The organism is Streptomyces sp. NPDC050610 (genome assembly GCF_040654875.1).
Lineage (GTDB): Bacteria > Actinomycetota > Actinomycetes > Streptomycetales > Streptomycetaceae > Streptomyces.
In genome coordinates this window covers 102,953-119,317 of sequence record NZ_JBFAIV010000029.1, presented here as the reverse complement: position 1 = coordinate 119,317, position 16,365 = coordinate 102,953, and the positions used below count along the sequence as shown (strand labels likewise).

General features: G+C 72.8%; 16 protein-coding genes. 9 read left to right on the top strand and 7 right to left on the bottom strand.

What is annotated here, in order from left to right; genetic code table 11:
- Positions 1-93 precede the first annotated feature (93 nt).
- Positions 94-1,311, bottom strand: a complete 1,218-nt coding sequence (locus AB0I22_RS29825; RefSeq protein ID WP_363134057.1) for an RNA-guided endonuclease TnpB family protein — start codon at positions 1,309-1,311, stop codon at positions 94-96.
- Positions 1,312-1,355: 44 nt separating this feature from the next.
- Here AB0I22_RS29825 and tnpA point away from each other — a divergent pair, with 44 nt between their 5' ends.
- Positions 1,356-1,754 (top strand): IS200/IS605 family transposase, encoded by a 399-nt coding sequence (gene tnpA, locus AB0I22_RS29820; protein ID WP_363134063.1) that lies wholly within the window; start codon positions 1,356-1,358, stop codon positions 1,752-1,754.
- A gap of 64 nt (positions 1,755-1,818) precedes the next feature.
- Here the strand turns inward: tnpA and AB0I22_RS29815 are convergent, their stop codons facing one another.
- Positions 1,819-2,019 carry a hypothetical protein gene (locus tag AB0I22_RS29815; RefSeq protein WP_363134056.1) on the bottom strand — a complete coding sequence of 67 codons (201 nt, stop codon included), beginning with the start codon at positions 2,017-2,019 and terminating at the stop codon, positions 1,819-1,821.
- Between the two features lie 245 nt (positions 2,020-2,264).
- Between AB0I22_RS29815 and AB0I22_RS29810 the strand changes: the two genes are divergently transcribed.
- The 5 genes from AB0I22_RS29810 (at position 2,265) to AB0I22_RS29790 (ending at position 7,673) form a co-directional block, all read left to right on the top strand.
- A complete protein-coding gene (locus AB0I22_RS29810) occupies positions 2,265-2,909 on the top strand; it encodes a GNAT family N-acetyltransferase (protein WP_363134055.1) in 645 nt (214 codons plus the stop codon).
- Between the two features lie 93 nt (positions 2,910-3,002).
- Positions 3,003-3,947 carry a TIGR03619 family F420-dependent LLM class oxidoreductase gene (locus AB0I22_RS29805; protein WP_363134054.1) on the top strand — a complete coding sequence of 315 codons (945 nt, stop codon included), beginning with the start codon at positions 3,003-3,005 and terminating at the stop codon, positions 3,945-3,947.
- 123 nt (positions 3,948-4,070) lie between these two features.
- Positions 4,071-5,771, top strand: coding sequence for an amidohydrolase (locus AB0I22_RS29800; RefSeq protein WP_363134053.1), 1,701 nt, complete (start codon positions 4,071-4,073; stop codon positions 5,769-5,771).
- A complete protein-coding gene (locus AB0I22_RS29795; RefSeq protein ID WP_363134052.1) occupies positions 5,758-6,096 on the top strand; it encodes a hypothetical protein in 339 nt (112 codons plus the stop codon). Before AB0I22_RS29800 ends, AB0I22_RS29795 begins: the two co-directional genes overlap by 14 nt.
- A gap of 50 nt (positions 6,097-6,146) precedes the next feature.
- The gene (locus tag AB0I22_RS29790; protein WP_363134051.1) at positions 6,147-7,673 is read left to right on the top strand and encodes a sodium:solute symporter family protein; all 1,527 of its coding nucleotides are present in this window, start codon (positions 6,147-6,149) and stop codon (positions 7,671-7,673) included.
- A gap of 61 nt (positions 7,674-7,734) precedes the next feature.
- On the opposite strand, the gene AB0I22_RS29785 is transcribed toward AB0I22_RS29790, so the two are convergent.
- The 3 genes from AB0I22_RS29785 to AB0I22_RS29775 form a co-directional block, all read right to left on the bottom strand.
- On the bottom strand, positions 7,735-8,592 hold the full coding sequence (locus AB0I22_RS29785) for a fumarylacetoacetate hydrolase family protein (protein WP_363134050.1): 858 nt from the start codon (positions 8,590-8,592) through the stop codon (positions 7,735-7,737).
- 83 nt (positions 8,593-8,675) lie between these two features.
- Positions 8,676-9,563: a 3,4-dihydroxyphenylacetate 2,3-dioxygenase gene (locus AB0I22_RS29780; protein ID WP_363134049.1), complete on the bottom strand. Its 888-nt coding sequence runs from the start codon at positions 9,561-9,563 to the stop codon at positions 8,676-8,678.
- Positions 9,556-11,136 (bottom strand): aldehyde dehydrogenase family protein, encoded by a 1,581-nt coding sequence (locus AB0I22_RS29775; RefSeq protein WP_363134048.1) that lies wholly within the window; start codon positions 11,134-11,136, stop codon positions 9,556-9,558. Before AB0I22_RS29775 ends, AB0I22_RS29780 begins: the two co-directional genes overlap by 8 nt.
- A 136-nt stretch (positions 11,137-11,272) precedes the next feature.
- Between AB0I22_RS29775 and AB0I22_RS29770 the strand changes: the two genes are divergently transcribed.
- Both AB0I22_RS29770 and AB0I22_RS29765 read left to right on the top strand, forming a co-directional pair.
- On the top strand, positions 11,273-12,817 hold the full coding sequence (locus AB0I22_RS29770) for an aldehyde dehydrogenase (RefSeq protein WP_363134047.1): 1,545 nt from the start codon (positions 11,273-11,275) through the stop codon (positions 12,815-12,817).
- Entirely contained in the window at positions 12,814-13,617 is an 804-nt protein-coding gene (locus AB0I22_RS29765; protein ID WP_363134046.1) for a type 1 glutamine amidotransferase, read from the top strand. The genes AB0I22_RS29770 and AB0I22_RS29765 overlap by 4 nt, the downstream gene beginning before the upstream one ends.
- A gap of 77 nt (positions 13,618-13,694) precedes the next feature.
- Here AB0I22_RS29765 and AB0I22_RS29760 read toward each other — a convergent pair whose 3' ends face one another.
- Positions 13,695-14,270: a MarR family transcriptional regulator gene (locus AB0I22_RS29760; RefSeq protein WP_363134045.1), complete on the bottom strand. Its 576-nt coding sequence runs from the start codon at positions 14,268-14,270 to the stop codon at positions 13,695-13,697.
- A gap of 245 nt (positions 14,271-14,515) precedes the next feature.
- Between AB0I22_RS29760 and AB0I22_RS29755 the strand changes: the two genes are divergently transcribed.
- Positions 14,516-15,325 (top strand): SDR family oxidoreductase, encoded by an 810-nt coding sequence (locus AB0I22_RS29755; protein WP_363134044.1) that lies wholly within the window; start codon positions 14,516-14,518, stop codon positions 15,323-15,325.
- A gap of 158 nt (positions 15,326-15,483) precedes the next feature.
- Here the strand turns inward: AB0I22_RS29755 and AB0I22_RS29750 are convergent, their stop codons facing one another.
- Positions 15,484-16,281, bottom strand: coding sequence for an acetoacetate decarboxylase family protein (locus AB0I22_RS29750; protein WP_363134062.1), 798 nt, complete (start codon positions 16,279-16,281; stop codon positions 15,484-15,486).
- Positions 16,282-16,365 lie beyond the last annotated feature (84 nt).

Below are 16,365 nucleotides of genomic sequence, written 5' to 3'. Positions count from 1 at the left end.
CCCGGTTTCGCACACCAGCCGACATCGCAGCATTCCTCGCTTCCGGCCCCAACCAAAGCAAGATCAAGATGGTGAGTTAAAGATCTGCACGCCCTAAAGGGCGGGGATTCCTACCACGGTCGGCTGACCGTCTCGGTGGGTTCCTGCTTCTTCGCGCTGTGCCGGGACGAGTCCCGGTCTTACCCGCGCTCGACAGGCTGACACCGCCAGTCCGGCGGCCTTGGCGACGTTGACCGCCGCGTTGATGTCCCGGTCCAGGAGCGTCCCGCACGCCCCGCACTCCCATACGCGGATGTTCAGGGGCTTGGGTCCGTCCTTGACGCCGCACTGCGAGCAGACCTGAGAGGTGGGCTCGAAGCGCCCGATGCGGTGGAAGGCGCGCCCGTACCGGGCGGCCTTGTACTCCAGCATGGTGACGAACGCCGACCATCCGGCGTCGTGGACGGACTTGGCCAGGCGCGTACGCGCGAGGCCCTTCACGCACAGGTCTTCCACTGCGACCGCTTGGTTTTCGCGGATCAGTGTGGTGGAGAGCTGGTGATGGAACTCGCGGCGTGCATCCGCCACCCGTGCGTGAGCCCGAGCGACCTGGAGGCGGGCCTTGCCGCGGTTGCTGGAGCCCTTCTGCTTGCGGGACAGGTCCCGCTGGGTCTTCTTCAGCTTCTTCTCGGCCCGGCGCAGGAAGCGCGGACTGGCGATCTTCGTGCCATCCGAGAGGACCGCGAAGTGCGACAGGCCGAGGTCGATACCGATCTGCCCGTCCGCCTCCGGCAGCGGGGTCTCGTCGCCGGTAGCGACGACGAAGCTCGCGAAGTACCGACCTGCCGCGTCCTTGACCACGGTCACCGTGGAGGGAACCGACGCAAGAGAGCGGGACCACGTGACCCGCACGTCGCCGATCTTCGGCAATGACAGGTCCCCGCCGGCCGTGATCTTCCACCGGGCGTTCGCGGTGAACCGCACAGCCTGCCGACTGTCCTTGCTCGACTTGAACCGGGGTGCGCCCATGCGTGGGCGCTTGCCCTTCAAGCCGTCGAAGAAGTTCCGGTATGCGGTGTCGAGATCCCGGAGGGACTGCTGGAGCACGACGGCGGACACGTCGGCGAGCCACGCCCGTTGCGGGGTGTTCTTCGCGGCCGTCACGGCCTTCGACAGGTCCGCCGAGGAAACGAACGGCAGGCCCTTGGCGCGGGCGTCCTCGCGGGTGCGCAGCGCGTCGTTGTACACCACTCGCGCACACCCGAACGCGCGGGCCAGCGCTGAACGCTGAGGACCGTTCGGGTAGAGACGGAAGGAGTACCGAAGCTGCACGCCAATGACCCTACAACAGTTGGTATACGGCTGAGTATCAGGACATTCGTACAGGCAGGCACTGCGTGTTCATCACGCATGCCCACTTGATTCTGTTGACGAAATACCGGCACGACGTCTTCGGTGACCGGCACCTCACGCGGATGGAGGAGATCATGCGAGACGTCTGCGCCGACTTCGAGACCGAACTGGTCGAGTTCAACGGCGAGGCCGACCACGTGCACCTGCTGGTGAACTTCCCACCGAAGGTCGCCGTCTCCAAGCTGGTCAACAGCCTCAAGGGCGTCAGCTCCCGCAGACTCCGACAGGAGTTTCCCGACCCGGTACGCCACTACTGGCGCGCCAACAAGCTGTGGTCGGGGTCCTACTTCGCCGGATCCGCCGACGGGGCGCCACTGTCGACCGTCCACCAGTACATCGAACAGCAGAATCATCCACTGTGACCTACGGGCCAGAGCAGTGCTGAGAATCGCTTCACCACCAGGCTAAAAGCCCGATGCACTGCGATTAGCCCCGGTAGCCGAACAGGAACGAGAACAGCAGGAAGAACTTCGCCTCGAAGAGCACCGCCACCACCCAGTGGGCGGCCTCGCTCAGCGGGCCGCCAAGGCCCGGGTCCTCCAGGCCGGTGCCGTGGTAGGCGGAGGCCATGTAGGTGATGTTGACCATGAGGATGCCGAACAGCGCGAAGCCGCGCAGCGCGTCCACCTGCGCCAGCCGGGCCCCACCGCCCCGTCCCCGCCCCCCTGGCCCTGGCCCTGGCCCTGGCCCTGACGTTGCCGCCGCCTCGGGGAGCGGCGGCGCATGACTCTCCACATATGGTCGGCCACTCACAATGAACCCCCTTAACTATCACTTTTAACACGATCGTTTTCAATACGAGCGTACTATGGTCGTTGATGAGAGGCGATCCGGCGACCCGAGCCGAGCGCCCCGCGATGAGAGGCAGCAGCGTGAGCGACAGCGACACCCCCCGACCGCACCGGGGAGTCCCCGAAGGAGCCGAACGCCAGGTGGCCGCCCTGTACTGGGAGGCATTCGGCCGCAAGCTCGGCGGCGCGCTCGGCCCGCCCGCCAAGGGCCGGGCGTTCCTCGCCGCCCATCTGCACCGCGACCGCGGCGTCACGGCGCTCGACGGCGCGGGCCGCGTGGTGGGCGTCGCCGGTTACCAGCTCGCGGGCCGCGCCCTGATGGGCGGCTCGGCCCGTGACGTGCTGTCCGCGTACGGCCCGCTGCGGGGCGTCCCCCGGCTCGCCCTCCTCGCCCTGCTCGCCCGCAGGCCCGCCGAGGGCGAGCTGGTGATGGACGGGATCTGCGTGGCGGCGGCGCACCGCGGCGCGGGGATCGGGAGCCTGCTGCTGCGCGAGATCGCCGCCGTGGCCGCCGAGAACGACTGCTCCCGGATCCGGCTCGACGTCGTCGACGTCAATCCGCGCGCCCAGGCCCTGTACGAGCGCCACGGGTACCGCGTCACACACACCCAGCAGACGCCGTTCCTCCGGTCGTTGATGGGCTTCGGCGCCGCCGACACCATGCACCGGCCCGTGACTCCCGACGACCGGGGAACGGCCGTAGCGCGCCCGCTCGCCGGCCGCTGACGACCGGGATACCGCGCGGCTCTTGAGGAGGAGGCCGGACCCGCCTACCGTTTGAGGCCAAACAATGAGCCTCGACCGCAGCCGGGAGCCCGGATGACCAAGCCCCACCCCCGTATGACGCTCGTACTGACCGAGAACTGGACCATGACCGGCGGCCGTTGCGACCTGGACGCCCTGGTGCGCTGGGCCCGCGAAGCGGAGGACGCCGGGTTCGACTCGGTCATGCTCAGCGAGCACATCGTGCTCGGCTCCGACGCGGGAGCCAAGGGCCCGATGCCCAACCCGCGCGAGTACGCCATGCCGGGCAACCAGTCCCCGGACACACCGTGGCCCAGCTCCGTCGTCCTGCTCGCCGCCATGGCCGCCGTCACCGAGCGGGTCCGGCTCGCCGCCGCGGCCGTACTGGCGCCGCTGCGCCACCCGCTGCTGCTGGCCAAGGAGTTGGCCACGCTCGACCTGCTGAGCAAGGGGCGGCTCGTCGTCCTGCCGAGCGTGAGCTGGAGCGAGGACGAGTACGCCGCGCTCCAGGTCCCCTTCACCCGGCGCGGCAGGCTGCTCGACGAGCACCTCGCCGCCTGGAAGCTGCTCTGGGAGCCCGGCCCCGCCTCCTTCGCGGGCGAGCACTACCGCTTCGACGACGCCTGGCTGGAGCCGAAGCCGTACCGGCCGGGCGGCCCCGAGCTGTGGTTCGGCGGCTCGACGCTGCACGCCGCGGTGCTGCGGCGGCTCGTGGCGTACGGGCACGGCTTCAACCCGCTGGGCCGTCCCGCGCCGGGCGAGCTGGAGAAGCTGCGCGCGGCGATGGCGGAGGCCGGGCGCGACATGTCCGGGCTGGAGATGATCGGCGGCACGCGCGCCGTCTTCCCCGACGGGACGTCGGTGGCCGGTCTCGAACAGGCGCTGGAGGCCGTGCCGGAGCAGATGGAGCAGGGCTTCACGACGTTCTGCATCAAGCCGTCGCAGTTCACGGACGACCCGGACGGGGTCGGTGGCTTCTGCCGCGAGGTGATGCGGCGGGTGGAGCGGCTCGCCGGGTGACGCGGTAGCGGCACGGGACGCGGTGACGCCGGTGCGGGAGCCGGGAATTCGTGCAGCACCCTTGCGCCGGGGACAGCCCCCGGGCATATGTTTGGGCCCAAACGAACTGGAGGGAGGTCATCCATGCCCCAAGCTGCCGACCTCGTGCTGGTCAACGGCACGGTGCTGACCGTCGACGCCGCGTTCCGCGCCACGCAGGCCCTCGCCGTGCGCGACGGCCTGATCGCGGCGACCGGGAGCGACAGCGAGATCCGCGCGCTCGTCGGACCCGGCACCGAGGTCATCGACCTCGAAGGGCGCACCGCGCTCCCCGGGATCAACGACTCGCACCTGCACGCCGCCGCCTTCGGCGCCACCCGGCCGCCGCTCGCCCTCGACGTGGCCTCGCCCGCCGTGTCCTCCATCGCCGACGTCCGCGAGGCCGTACGCCGCAAGGCCGGACAACTCCCGCCCGGCGGCTGGATATTCGGCAACGGATGGGACGTCGGCTATCTCAAGGAGTGCCTGGCCGAGCCGGGCCGCACCCCGCGCCGCCAGGATCTGGACGAGGTGTCGCGGGACCACCCGGTGCTCCTCTACGAGTTCTCCGGGCACACCGCCTGGCTCAACTCCCGTGCCCTGGAGGCCGCGGGCATCACCGGCGCCACCGAGCCGCCGCCCGGCGGCATCGTCGAGACCGACGCCGACGGCGCTCCCACGGGCCTCCTGCGCGAGGGCGCGCTGGACCTGGTGAACGCCGTCGTCCCGCTGATGGACGACGCCGCCCGCGAGGCCGCCATCCGCTCCGCCGTCGCGGTCTGCCACGCCGAGGGCATCACCAGCTTCACCGAGCCGGGCCTCGGCCCCGGCGGCACCTCGCTCTTCCTCGGGGTCGCCGACACCGGAACGCTCCAGATGTACGCGCGCCTGGAGGCGGCCGGCGAACTCCGGGCGCGGGTGAACGTACTGCTGCTCCCCCTGGAGATGGGCGGCGCGGCCCGGCATCTGCCCGAGCGGATGGACCGGCTCGAAGAGGTGTGCGCCCGGGCCGACCCGCGGCGGCTGCGCGTACTCGGCGTCAAGCTGTTCGCCGACGGCATCCCGCCGAGCCGCACCGCCTGGATGCACGAGGAGTACGTGGGCGGCGGGTACGGCAGCCTCTGCCTGCACGGTCACAATCACGCGCAGCGCGTCGAGGAGCTGGACGCGATCGTGCGGTACGCGCATACGGCCGGCCACCAGCTCGGCGTGCACATCACCGGGGACCACGGCATCGACGCGGTCGTCGACGCCTTCGAGGCGGCGCAAGCCGACACTCCGCGCCCGGACGCGCGCCACTACGTCATCCACGGCGACTTCGCGTCGGCCCGCTCGCTCGCCACGCTCTCCCGGCACGGCTGGGGCATCAACATGAACCCCGGGGTCAAGGACGCCATCGCCGATCTGATGGACGGGATCGTGGGGCCCGAGCGCTCCGCCTACCAGTGGCCCGTACGCAGCGCCGCGGAGGCCGGGATCCCGGTCACCGCGAGTTCGGACGCGCCCATCACCTACCCCGACTGGCGCCGGGGCGTGGCGTCGATGATGCTGCGGGAGTCGAAGGCGAGCGGCCGGCGCAGCGGCCCGGAGCAGTGCGTCGATCTGGAGACCGCGGTCCGCGCGTACACCTCGAACGCCGCGTGGCAGGACTTCGCGGAGAGCTGGAAGGGGTCGCTGGAGCCCGGCAAGGTCGCCGACATCTGCGTGGTGGACGGCGATCTCGCGCACGCGGACCCGCACGAGATCGCCGCGATGCCGGTGGCGATGACGGTCTTCGACGGGGAGACCGTCCATGACGCCCGGTGACATGACGCCCGACGGCGCGGCTACCGACGGCTCGGCGCCCGGTGCGCGGCCGCCCCGGCCGTCCCGGAACGGCGCGCTCTCCCGGCGGTTCGCCCGGTGGGCCGTCGCCCTCTCGCCGCGGCGGAAGTGGGCGATCTTCGGCTCCTGGTTCGCGTTCGACGCCGTGGTGGCGCTGGCGCCGCCGGTGTACTGGGTCGCGGGCGACCCCGCGTTCCAGGGCGGAATCCCACTGTCCTTCCTCTACTTCCTCGCCATCGGCGCCCACGTCTCGGCCGGCGTCATCGCGCTGTACTGCGTCGAAGCGGCCCGCGGCGAGATCGACTGACCCGCGGCCCCGACCGACACCTCCTCGGACCTGAGAGGGGTTCGCCCCCAGTGAATGTGTTCCTCGGCTACAGCATGGTGGTGCTCTTCTTCGCCGGAGTGCTCCTCACGCTGTACATGCACCGCCGGCGCGACGCCGACTTCACCGACTACGCCGTGGGCGGGCGCAGCTTCGGCAGCGGCTACCAGACCATGTCGGTGCTCAACACCTGGTTTCCCGGCTCGGTCTTCATCGCCGACGCCGGCCTGGCCGCGCGCAGCGGCGTGATCGGCTTCCATCTGCTGATCTACGGGCTGTTCGCCTATCTGCTGATGTATCTGATGTCCCGGCGGGTGTGGATGTGGGGCGAGCGGAACGGACTGCGCACCCAGTCCGACCTGTTCGGGCTGCGCTACGGCGGAACGGCGTCGCGCACCGTGCCCGCGCTCATCCAGGTCCTGGTCAACTTCCCGATGACCGTGCTCGGGATGCAGGCCATGGGGCTGATCTTCTACTACATCTCGTTCGGGCACCTCAGCTATTCGCAGTCGGTGCTCGCGGGCGTGCTGGTCCTCGTGGCGCGCCAGTTCTGGACGGTGCGCATGGGCATGCGCGGCGTGGTCGTCACGGACTTCTACCAGGGCATGATCGCGTACGTCTTCGGCTCGGCGCTCCTCGTGGGGCTCATCGTCTATCTGGTCGTCAAGGGCCACGGGTTCGCCCGGCTGCCCGTCGAGCGGCTGTCGCTGCCGATGGACGGCGGTGGCAGCGGCGGGCTGTACCTCTTCGCGCTGACCTTCACCGGCGCGGTGGGCGGCTGGTGCCTCTCGGGGATGTTCGTCCGGCTGTTCACCGCGGACGGGGTGCGGAGCGTCAAGCGTTCGGCGATGTTCGTCATGCCCAGCTCGCTCGTCTTCGCCGGGCTGCTGCTGACCGTCGCGCTGCTGTCCGGGACGCTGCCCGGCGTCTCCGACAACCCCGACCGCGCGCTGTTCACCCTGGCCCAGCGGATCGGCGGGCCGTGGATCATCATCGCGATCGCCCTGTGCGTCCTGGCGGCGCAGATCGGCATGGCCGACGGGGTGCTCCAGTCCGTGGGGACGCTCATCTCCAACGACCTGGTGGCGGTGGTCCGGCCGATGAACGACAAGGGGCGGCTGCTGGCGGCGAAGATCTCCATCGCCGTCTACACGGTGGCCTCCGCGCTGGTCGCCAACATCGGGCTCAGCAACCTCATCACGCTGTCGATCATGGCGTACCAGGGGGTGGTGCAGCTCGCCGTGCCGCAGTTCCTCGGCCTGTTCTGGAAGCGCGGCAACCGGATCGGCGCGGTCGCCGGAACCGTGGCGGGCTTCTGCACCGCGGCCGGGCTCTCGGCGGCGTACCCCACGTCCATCCCGTGGCTGGACGGCCTCACCTCGGGGGTCGTGGGCATGGCCCTGAACCTCGCGATCTACGTCGCCTGCGCGTATCTCTTCCCGCAGAGCGCGGCGGAGGGGAAGCGGGTCTCCGAGCTGTTCGCCGCCACGTCCGTCGTCAAGGCGCCGGCCGCGCCCGGCAGGGCCGCGGCCGCCCCGCCCGGGCCGGCGCGGACCTGAGCCACGGGTACGCCCCTGCCCGACCGCTCCGGGCGGTTGGCGGGGGCGTACCCGAAGGGGCTCAGTCCCGGCGGGGCGGGCGGATGCCGCGGTACTCCCAGTCGCCGCCGAAGGCCGTGGAGCGGACCTCCTCGGAGGCGGTCGGCTGCGCCCCGCAGTCGTCCCGTACGGGCGTGGGGCCCGTCACGATGTGGTTGGTCAGCCGGCCCAGGCCCTCCGCCTCGACCTCCACGACGTCGCCCGGCTCCACGGGGCGCGAGTTCGCGGGCGTGCCCGTGAGGAGGACGTCGCCGGGGACGAGGGTGATGGTCCGGGCGATGTCGGCGACGAGGTAGTCCATGTCCCAGGTCATTTCGTCGGTCGAGCCGTCCTGCACCAGCTCCCCGTTGACGTACGTGCGCAGGTACTTGCCGTGGAAGTCCCACCCGGTCACCAGCCCGGGGCCGAGCGGGCAGAGGGTGTCGGAGCCCTTGACGCGGAGCATCGACCCGGCGTCCGTGTCGCGGAAGTCGTGCAGGCCGTAGTCGTTCGCGACGGTGTACCCGGCGATGTACTCCCCCGCGTCGCGCGGCGCGATGTTGCGGCACACGCGGCCGATGACGAGCGCGATCTCGCCCTCGTAGTTGAGGTACCGGCAGCCTTCGGGGCGCACCACCGCGCCGCCGTGCGCGTTGAGGGCGGAGACGGGCTTGTGGAAGTACGTGGGCGCGGGCGGCAGCGCGGTCCGGAACTCCTCGACCCTGCTGCGGTGGTTGAGGTGCACCGCGATGACCTTCGAGGGCTGTACGGGCGGCAGGTGGCGGGCGTCGGCCGCCTTGACTCGGCGGCCGTCGCCCGCGACGAGTTCCTCGCCCTCCCTGACGGCCTGGACGGCGGCGCCGTCCAGCAGGATGCGGCGGTGTTCACGTGTGTCGCTCATTTCGGTTGGTCCTCCTCGGGGGTGCGGGGGGGGCTCAAGGGGGCGCCCCGCAGGGCGCCCCCGGGACGACGCGCGATCCGCCGCTATGCGGTCCAGCCGCCCGCCGGGCGGTCGAACCACAGGTGGACCTGGCCCGTGCCGATCGAGTTCTCGTACGCGCTGTAGGCGCGTCCGGGCGCGGTCAGGCGCTCCTCGCCGAGGGCGCCGGCCATCATCAGGTAGTGCCCGAAGCCCGCCTCGGGCTTGTGGGCGGCGAACTCCGGCATGGTGCGCAGCACGCGCGCGTGGTCGCCGCGCGACAGCCAGTCGATCCGCTCCTCGTCGGCGGCGCGCGCCTCGGGGGTGCGCAGGTGCACGGGGTCGCTCGCCTCGTGGTCGCGCAGTTCGCGCAGGGGCCAGAAGGTGTGGGAGAGCGCGCCGGAGGCGATCAGCAGCACCTTGCGGCCGGGCAGTGCGGCGATGCCGTCGGCGAGCGCGCGGCCGAGCCGGAGATGGTCCTCGGCGTCGCCGGTCTGGCAGACCCCGACGGACATCCACCGCTTGTCGGGCAGCCCCTGTCCCAGGTACGTCCACAGGTTGACGGTGGCGTAGTGGATCGGCAGGTACGGGTCGTCGATCGGGGTGATCCAGGTGCCGTGCCGCGCGGCGAACGCGGCGGTGGAGCGGGCGAGTTCGGGGTCGCCGGGGAAGTCGTAGGGCATCCGGGACATGCCGCGCGGCAGTTCCTCGGAGGTGAACAGTCCGGCCCTGCGGGACTGCGCGGCGACGACGAACTCGACGGTGGTCGCCCAGTGCGAGTCCAGGACGACGACGGTGTCGTAGTCGAGTTCCTCGAAGACGTCCCGGCGCAGTCTGCGCAGCCCCGGCACCAGGCTGACCTCGCGGCCCGCGTTCAGCTCCCGGCGGCCCGCTTCGGGCAGGACGATGGTGGGGACGTGGGCGAGGAGGCCGGCTCCGACGATCTCACCCATGGCGCTGCCAGCCCTTCGGCGCGGTGACGGTGTTCTTGAGGTCGCAGTAGAAGTCGAAGCTCCAGTCGCCGCCCTCGCGGCCCATGCCGGATGCGCGGGAGCCGCCGAAGGGCGCGGCGAGGTCGCGTACGAAGAAGCAGTTGGTCCAGACCGTGCCGGCGACGAGCCGTGCGGCGACGCGGGCCGCGCGTTCGCGGTCCCCGGTGGCGAGGGTGGCGGCGAGTCCGAAGCGGGTGTCGTCGGCGAGGGCCACGGCCTCGTCCTCGGTGGTGAAGGTCTGGAGGGTGAGCACGGGTCCGAAGACCTCTTCCTGCACGATCTCCGAGTCCTGCGCGACATCGGTCAGCAGCGTCGGCCGGTAGTAGGCGCCGCCGGTCCGTTCGGTCAGCTCGGTGTGCGGGCCGCCGCCGAGGAGCGCGGTGGCGCCGGCCGCCAGCGCCCGCCGTACGAAGCCGTCGACGCGCTCCAGGTGCCGGGGGTGGATGGTGGGACCGATGCCGGTGGCGTCCTCGCGCGGGTCCCCTTGGACGAGGGCGCGGGCCCGGTGCAGGAAGCGCTCCAGGAAGGCGTCGCGCACGGAGTCCTCGACGAGCAGCCGGGTGGCGGCGAGGCAGACCTGGCCGGCGTTGTCGTACTGCTCGACGGCGAGGTCCGCGGCGAGGTCGAGGTCGGCGTCCGCGAAGACGAGCAGCGGGGACTTGCCGCCGAGTTCGAAGCTGGTGGGCGTCAGGTGCCCGGCCGCCGCCCGGGCGATCCGCCGCGCCGTGGGCACGGACCCCGTGAAGCTGATGCGGCGGATGCCGGCGTCGGAGACGAGGGGTTCTCCGGCCTCGTCCCCGTACCCCTGGAGGACGTTGAGGACGCCCGGGGGCAGCCCCGCGTCGGCGGCGATGTCGGCGAGGAGCGAGGCGGTGAGCGGGGTCCACTCGGCGGGCTTGAGTACGACCGGGTCGCCGGCGGCGAGCGCGGGGCCGATCTTCCAGGTGGCGAGCATCAGCGGCGCGTTCCACGGGGTGATGAGCGCGGCGGGGCCGGCCGGGTCCCAGGTCACGTGGTTGGTGTGGCCGCGGGTCGCGAAGTCGTCGTGGCCGAGGGCGAGCAGGCGGTCGGCGAAGAAGCGGAGGTTGTGGGCGGCGCGGGGCATGACGCCGCGCCGGTGGGAGCGGAGCAGCGCGCCGTTGTCGGCCGTCTCGACGGCGGCGAGGTCTTCGAGGCGGGCCTCGATACCGTCCGCGACGGCGTGCAGCAGCCGGGCGCGTTCGCGCGGCGGTGTCGCGGCCCAGCCGGGGAAGGCGGCGCGGGCGGCGGCGACGGCGGCCCGCGCCTCCTCGGCGCCGCCGCGGGCGATCTCGGCGAGCGGCGTCCCGTCGATGGGCGAGCGGTCGGTGAACGTGGCGGCGGAGTCGAGGCGTTCGCCGCCGATCCAGTGGCGGGTGTCGACGGTGACCCCGGCCACCGTGGCGGTGGGCGGGCGGTCCCGGTGCTCCGACGGCGCCGGGGCCGCCTGCTGCGCCGGGGGCCCTGGGGCGGGGGCGGGGAGGGCCATCGCGGCCTCCAATTCGTTTGAGTCCAAACAAAATAGGCGACCTCGTTCCGGGCGGTCAACCCTCTTCCCCGGTGGTGGCTCGCGGCTATCATTTGGCCCCAAACATCATGCCGGAGACGCACGCGCCGACACAGCGACCACAGCGGACACGGGAGAGACGCCCATGCCGGACAGCCAGCAGGACAGCGCGAAGAGCCGCGACGACGGCCGCGACAGCCACCGCGCCGACGACCACGACGCGTGGCTGCGCCGGGCGGAACGGTGGACGCCGCCCACCCGCCACCGCGTCGCGGGCAAGGACGAGGACGGCTCCGGCGCGTCCTTCCGCGTCCGCTCCCCGCGCGACGGCCGCGAACTGGCGGTCGTCGCCGACGCCGGCGAACAGGAGGTCGGCCGCGCGGTGCACGCCGCCCGCCGCGCCTTCGACGCCGGCCCCTGGCCCCGCCTCTCCCCCGCCGAGCGCGGCCGGGCCCTGATCCGCCTCGCCGACCTCCTCGAAGAGCACCGCACAGAACTCGCCCTGGCCGTCAGCCTGGAGAACGGCAAGCCGGTCGGCGAGGCGTACGGCGTCGAACTGCGCGCGACCATCGCCACGTTCCGCTGGTACGGGCAGCTCGCGGACAAGCTGCGCGACGAGTCCCCGCACACGGATCCCGGCGCGCTCGCCCTCGTCACCCGCGAGCCCTCCGGCGTGGTCGGCGCCGTCGTCCCCTGGAACTTCCCGCTCTCCCTCGCCGCCTGGAAGCTGGCCCCCGCGCTCGCCACCGGCTGCACGGCCGTGCTCAAGCCCTCCGAGCTGACGCCGCTGTCCGCGCTGCTCCTCGGCCGGCTCGCCGACGAGTCGGGGCTGCCGCCGGGCGTGCTCAACGTGGTCGCGGGCGACGGCCCGACAGCGGGGCGCGCCCTCGGCCTCCATCCGGACGTGGACGTCCTCGCCTTCACCGGCTCGACGGCCGTGGGACGCCGCTTCCTGCGCTACGCCGCCGACTCCAACCTCAAACGCGTCTGGCTCGAACTGGGCGGCAAATCCCCCAACATCGTGCTGCCCGACGCTCCCGACCTGCGCGCCGCGGCCGCCACGGCGGCCTGGGGGATCTTCTTCAACCAGGGCGAGATGTGCACGGCGCCCTCCCGGCTGCTGGTGCACTCCTCGATCGCGGAGCAGGTCGTGGACACGGTGGTCGAGCGCGCCCGCGCGCTGCGCGTCGGGGACCCGCTGGACCCGGCGACGGAGATGGGCGCCGTGGCGGGCGAGGCCCGCGCCGACGCGGTGCTCGGCCACGTACGGGCGGGGCGGGAGGCGGGCGCCAGGCTGCGCACCGGCGGCGCCCGCCTGGAGCGCGTACCGGGCGGCAGCTACCTGGCGCCGACGGTCTTCGACCGGGTGACGCCGGACATGCGGCTCGCGCGGGAGGAGATCTTCGGCCCCGTGCTGTCCGTCCTCGCCTTCGACACGGAGGAGGAGGCGGTGGCGCTGGCCGACGACACCGAGTACGGCCTCGCCGCGGGGGTGTGGACCGCCGACCTCGGCACCGCCCACCGCATCTCGCGCGCCTTGCGCGCGGGCACCGTCTGGGTCAACTGCTACGAGGAGGGCGACCTCTCCGTACCCTTCGGCGGCTACAAGCAGTCGGGCAACGGGCGCGACAAGTCCGTGCACGCGCTGGAGAAGTACACCGAGCTCAAGACCGTCTGGATGCGGTGGTGACCGCCGCGCGCAACGGCGCCCCCCAGCGCGCCCGCCCCCTCATCGCCCTCCCCCAGCGCTTCTCCGCCACGGCCTCGGCGCTGCGCTACGGCGCCGTGGTGACCGCGCGGGCGCTCTCGGCGGCCGTACTGCGCGCGGGCGGCGAGCCGTTCATGATGCATCCGGGCCCGCCGGAGGAGGCGGCCGGGCGGCTGGCCCGCTGCGACGGGGTGCTGCTGCCGGGCGGCGGCGACGTGGCGCCGCACCTCTACGACACGGGCGCCGAGGTCCACGACCGGGTCTACGACGTCGACGCGGAGCAGGACGCGTTCGACCTCGCGGTCGCGCGGCACGCGCTGGCGGGCGGGCTGCCGCTGCTGGCCGTCTGCCGCGGGCTCCAGGTCGTCAACGTCGCCCTGGGCGGGACGCTCCGCCAGGACATGGGCGGCGAGCGGGCCGACCACCGGCACCGCGTGCACCGCGTCGCGCTCACGGCGGGCTCGGTGGTCGCCGCCGCGATGGACCCGGCGGCGGCCGGGGTCTCGGCAGCGGCCGGGAGCGGCCGGGAAGTGGAGGTGTCGTGCTACCACCACCAGTGCGCGGACCGGCTCGGCGAGGGGCTCGCGGTCACCGGGCGCGCCGAGGACGGCACCGTAGAGGCCCTCGAACTGCCGGGCCGCCGCGCCTGGTTCGCGGCGGTCCAGTGGCACCCCGAGGACACGGCGCTCTCGGACCCCGCCCAGCAGGGCCTGTTCGACGCCCTGGTCGAGGCGTGCCGCGAACGGCTGCCGCTCACCGCCGGCCGCGGGCGGCTCCCCTGACGAGCGGGCCGGAGCCCGGCGGCGGGCCGGGCTCCAGCGGCAGGCCGGATGCGGAACGGGGCGGGGAGCCGGGCGGCTCAGCTCCGGGAGGGGCGGCGGCCGCTGCGCCGCGGGCGGGGGTCGGCGCCGTCGAGGAGGGCGAGCCGCCGCTCCTCCCCGTGCTCCTCCGTCTGCGTCACGATCTTGCGCAGCAGATCGGCCAGCGTCCCGCACTCCTTGGCGGTCAGCCGCTCGGCGACGAAGACCTCCTCCGCGTTGAAGGCGGGGAAGACCTCGGCCATCAGCTCCTCGCCCTTGTCCGTCAGCCGCAGCAGCACCAGCCGCCCGTCGGAGGGGTGGGAGCCGCGTTCGAGCAGGCCGCGGTTCTGGAGCGTGCGGGCCACCCCGGTCAGGGTGCCCTTGGAGATGCCCGCCTCCTCCGCCACGTGGCGGGTCTCCATCTCGCCCCAGATCCATACGACCCACAGCACGACGAACGAGGTCCAGGTCAGCTCGGCCCCCCGCAGCACGGAGTTCTCGAAGTGCTGGCGCACCGCCGCGGCGGCGCGGTAGATGTTCGCCACCGCGACCATCTGCTCGTGCCGGATCGGCGTGTCGCCCAGCTTGGCCTGTACGGCCTTCTCGGTCTCCCGGATGGAACGGTCCGCCGTCACGTCGTGTTCTCCCGCATCTCTAGCCGCCTCCCGCGGGCCCTGCCGGGCCCCTGGCACCTCACCGCCGGGTCGCGACCGCTCCTGTACGACCGTTGCCGTTCGCGACCCTTACGGACTCAAACGATAACCCGCCACGCGCCGGCCGCCCCGTTCTCCCCCCTCTGCCCGAAACCGCCCGCTTCACCCCCGCCCGGCGCACTCGCCGGACCCTGCCCGAACCACCGCCTCGCGAAAGGGAGTTCCCCATGAACCAGCCCATCGAGCCCCGGCCGCCCGTCCTGCTCGTGGCCGGGGCCAGCAGCGGGATCGGCGCGGCCGTCGCCGCGGGCGGCGCGGACGACGGGGCCCGCGTCGCCGTGTGCGCCCGGCGCGCCGACGCGCTCCGCGAGGTCGCGGACGCGTGCGGCGCGACGCCCTACGTCGCCGACGTGACCGTACGGAGCGAGGTCGACCAGCTGATCGCGGCGGTGGTGCGCGACCACGGCCGGCTGGACGGCGTGGTCGCCAACGCCGGGGTCATCCGCCCCGGCGGCCTGCTCGAACTCAGCGACGAGGACTGGGACGCCACGCTGCGCACCAACCTCACCGCCGTCTTCCTGCTCGCCCGTGCGGCGCTCCCCCATCTCGCCGCCGCGCGCGGCGCGTTCGTCACGGTGGGCTCCGTCGCCGGGCTGCGCGCCGCCACGGGCGCGGGCGCGTACGCCGCGTCCAAGGCGGGCGCAGCCATGCTGACGAGCGTCATCGCCGCGGAGTTCGGCCCGCGCGGAGTACGCGCCAACACGGTCTGTCCGGGCTGGACGCGGACGGAGATGGCCGACGAGGAGATGCGGGAGTTCGGCGGCGAGGCCGCCCCCTTGGACGCGGCGTACGCACAGGCCACGGCGCTGGTGCCGCAGCGGCGCGCGGCGCTGGCCGAGGAGGTCGCGGACGCCGTGCTGTGGCTCCTCGGACCGCGGTCGTCGTACGTCAACGGGGCGACGCTGACGGTGGACGGCGGCCTGACCATGGTCGACGCGGGGCGCGTGCCGTTCGACTTCACGCTCGCGCCGCGGTGACGGAGCGGGGCCGAGCACCGAGGACCGAGCGGGTACGGACGTACGGGCACCCGCATTCCTGGGGGGCGCGGGCGTGCGGGTACGGGCGCACGGACGCCCCGGCACCCCGGCGAGGCGGGCACCCCTCCGCCTCCCCGCCCGCACCCCGCCGATCGCCGCTACCCGCCCGTACCCCGCTCCAGCAGCGTCCCGCCTTCCCAGCACACCCCCACCTGGCGGTAGTAGGCCCCGATCGGCTCCTCGACGGTGAGGACGGCCAGTTCTTCCGTGGGCGACTCGAAGAGTTCGAGGTCGGCGTCGGCCGCCCACGCCTGGCCGGCTTCGAAGGACGCGGCCCCGCTCTCGACGAGTTCGTCGAGAGCGAGCCCCGACCCGTCTATCGAGGGCATCCAGCGGTGGTGGGCCATCGGGTGGCCGTTGACGAAGCCGCCCGTCCCGGACGGCTCGCGCAGCGTGGCGACCGTCTGCGCGAGCCGCCGGTCGCCCGCGGCGAGCGTCGCGCCGAAGACGGCTCCGGGTTCGATGCGGGGCGCGGGCCCGTACGGATGGGGTCTGGTCAGGTGAATGGAGCCGAGCTTCTTCGGGTAGCCCTGGTGGATTCCGCGGGCGAGGGCGAAGTCCTTGTCGACCCAGATGTGGACGCAGCGGGAGTACGTATGGCCGCGGTAGCCGCAGCGCACGACCGCGAAGCACTCCTTGTACTGGCTGCGCACGGGGTCGAGCAGTTCCTCCCGCCCGGCGCCGCAGGACTGCCAGTCGGCCCAGATCAGCGCGACGGCGCCGGGGTCCTCGGCCGCGGGGGTGAGCGGCGCGGGCAGGAGTTCGCGGACCCGCGCGGGGTCGGTGCGGTATTCGACGGTGAGCAGGTCGCCCGAGTAGTACCAGGGCGGGGCGGGGATCAGCGACGCCCGCCCGGTGGCGGTCTTGGGCGGGAAGAAGCCTCGGACGGTCGGCACGGTGGGCACAGCGGACTCCTCGGGTTCCTCGCCGGACTAATCGTTTGGGCCCATACGTTATGACCTCGGCCGCGAGTTGTCACG

What these genes read in the sequence shown, in the direction of transcription:
- AB0I22_RS29805 (WP_363134054.1), top strand. Translation starts at nt 3,003, where the DNA reads ATGACCAAGCCCCACCCCCGTATGACGCTCGTACTGACCGAGAACTGG.
- AB0I22_RS29800 (WP_363134053.1), top strand. Translation starts at nt 4,071, where the DNA reads ATGCCCCAAGCTGCCGACCTCGTGCTGGTCAACGGCACGGTGCTGACC.
- AB0I22_RS29795 (WP_363134052.1), top strand. Translation starts at nt 5,758, where the DNA reads ATGACGCCCGGTGACATGACGCCCGACGGCGCGGCTACCGACGGCTCG.
- AB0I22_RS29785 (WP_363134050.1), bottom strand. Translation starts at nt 8,592, where the DNA reads ATGAGCGACACACGTGAACACCGCCGCATCCTGCTGGACGGCGCCGCC.
- AB0I22_RS29780 (WP_363134049.1), bottom strand. Translation starts at nt 9,563, where the DNA reads ATGGGTGAGATCGTCGGAGCCGGCCTCCTCGCCCACGTCCCCACCATC.
- AB0I22_RS29770 (WP_363134047.1), top strand. Translation starts at nt 11,273, where the DNA reads ATGCCGGACAGCCAGCAGGACAGCGCGAAGAGCCGCGACGACGGCCGC.
- AB0I22_RS29755 (WP_363134044.1), top strand. Translation starts at nt 14,516, where the DNA reads ATGAACCAGCCCATCGAGCCCCGGCCGCCCGTCCTGCTCGTGGCCGGG.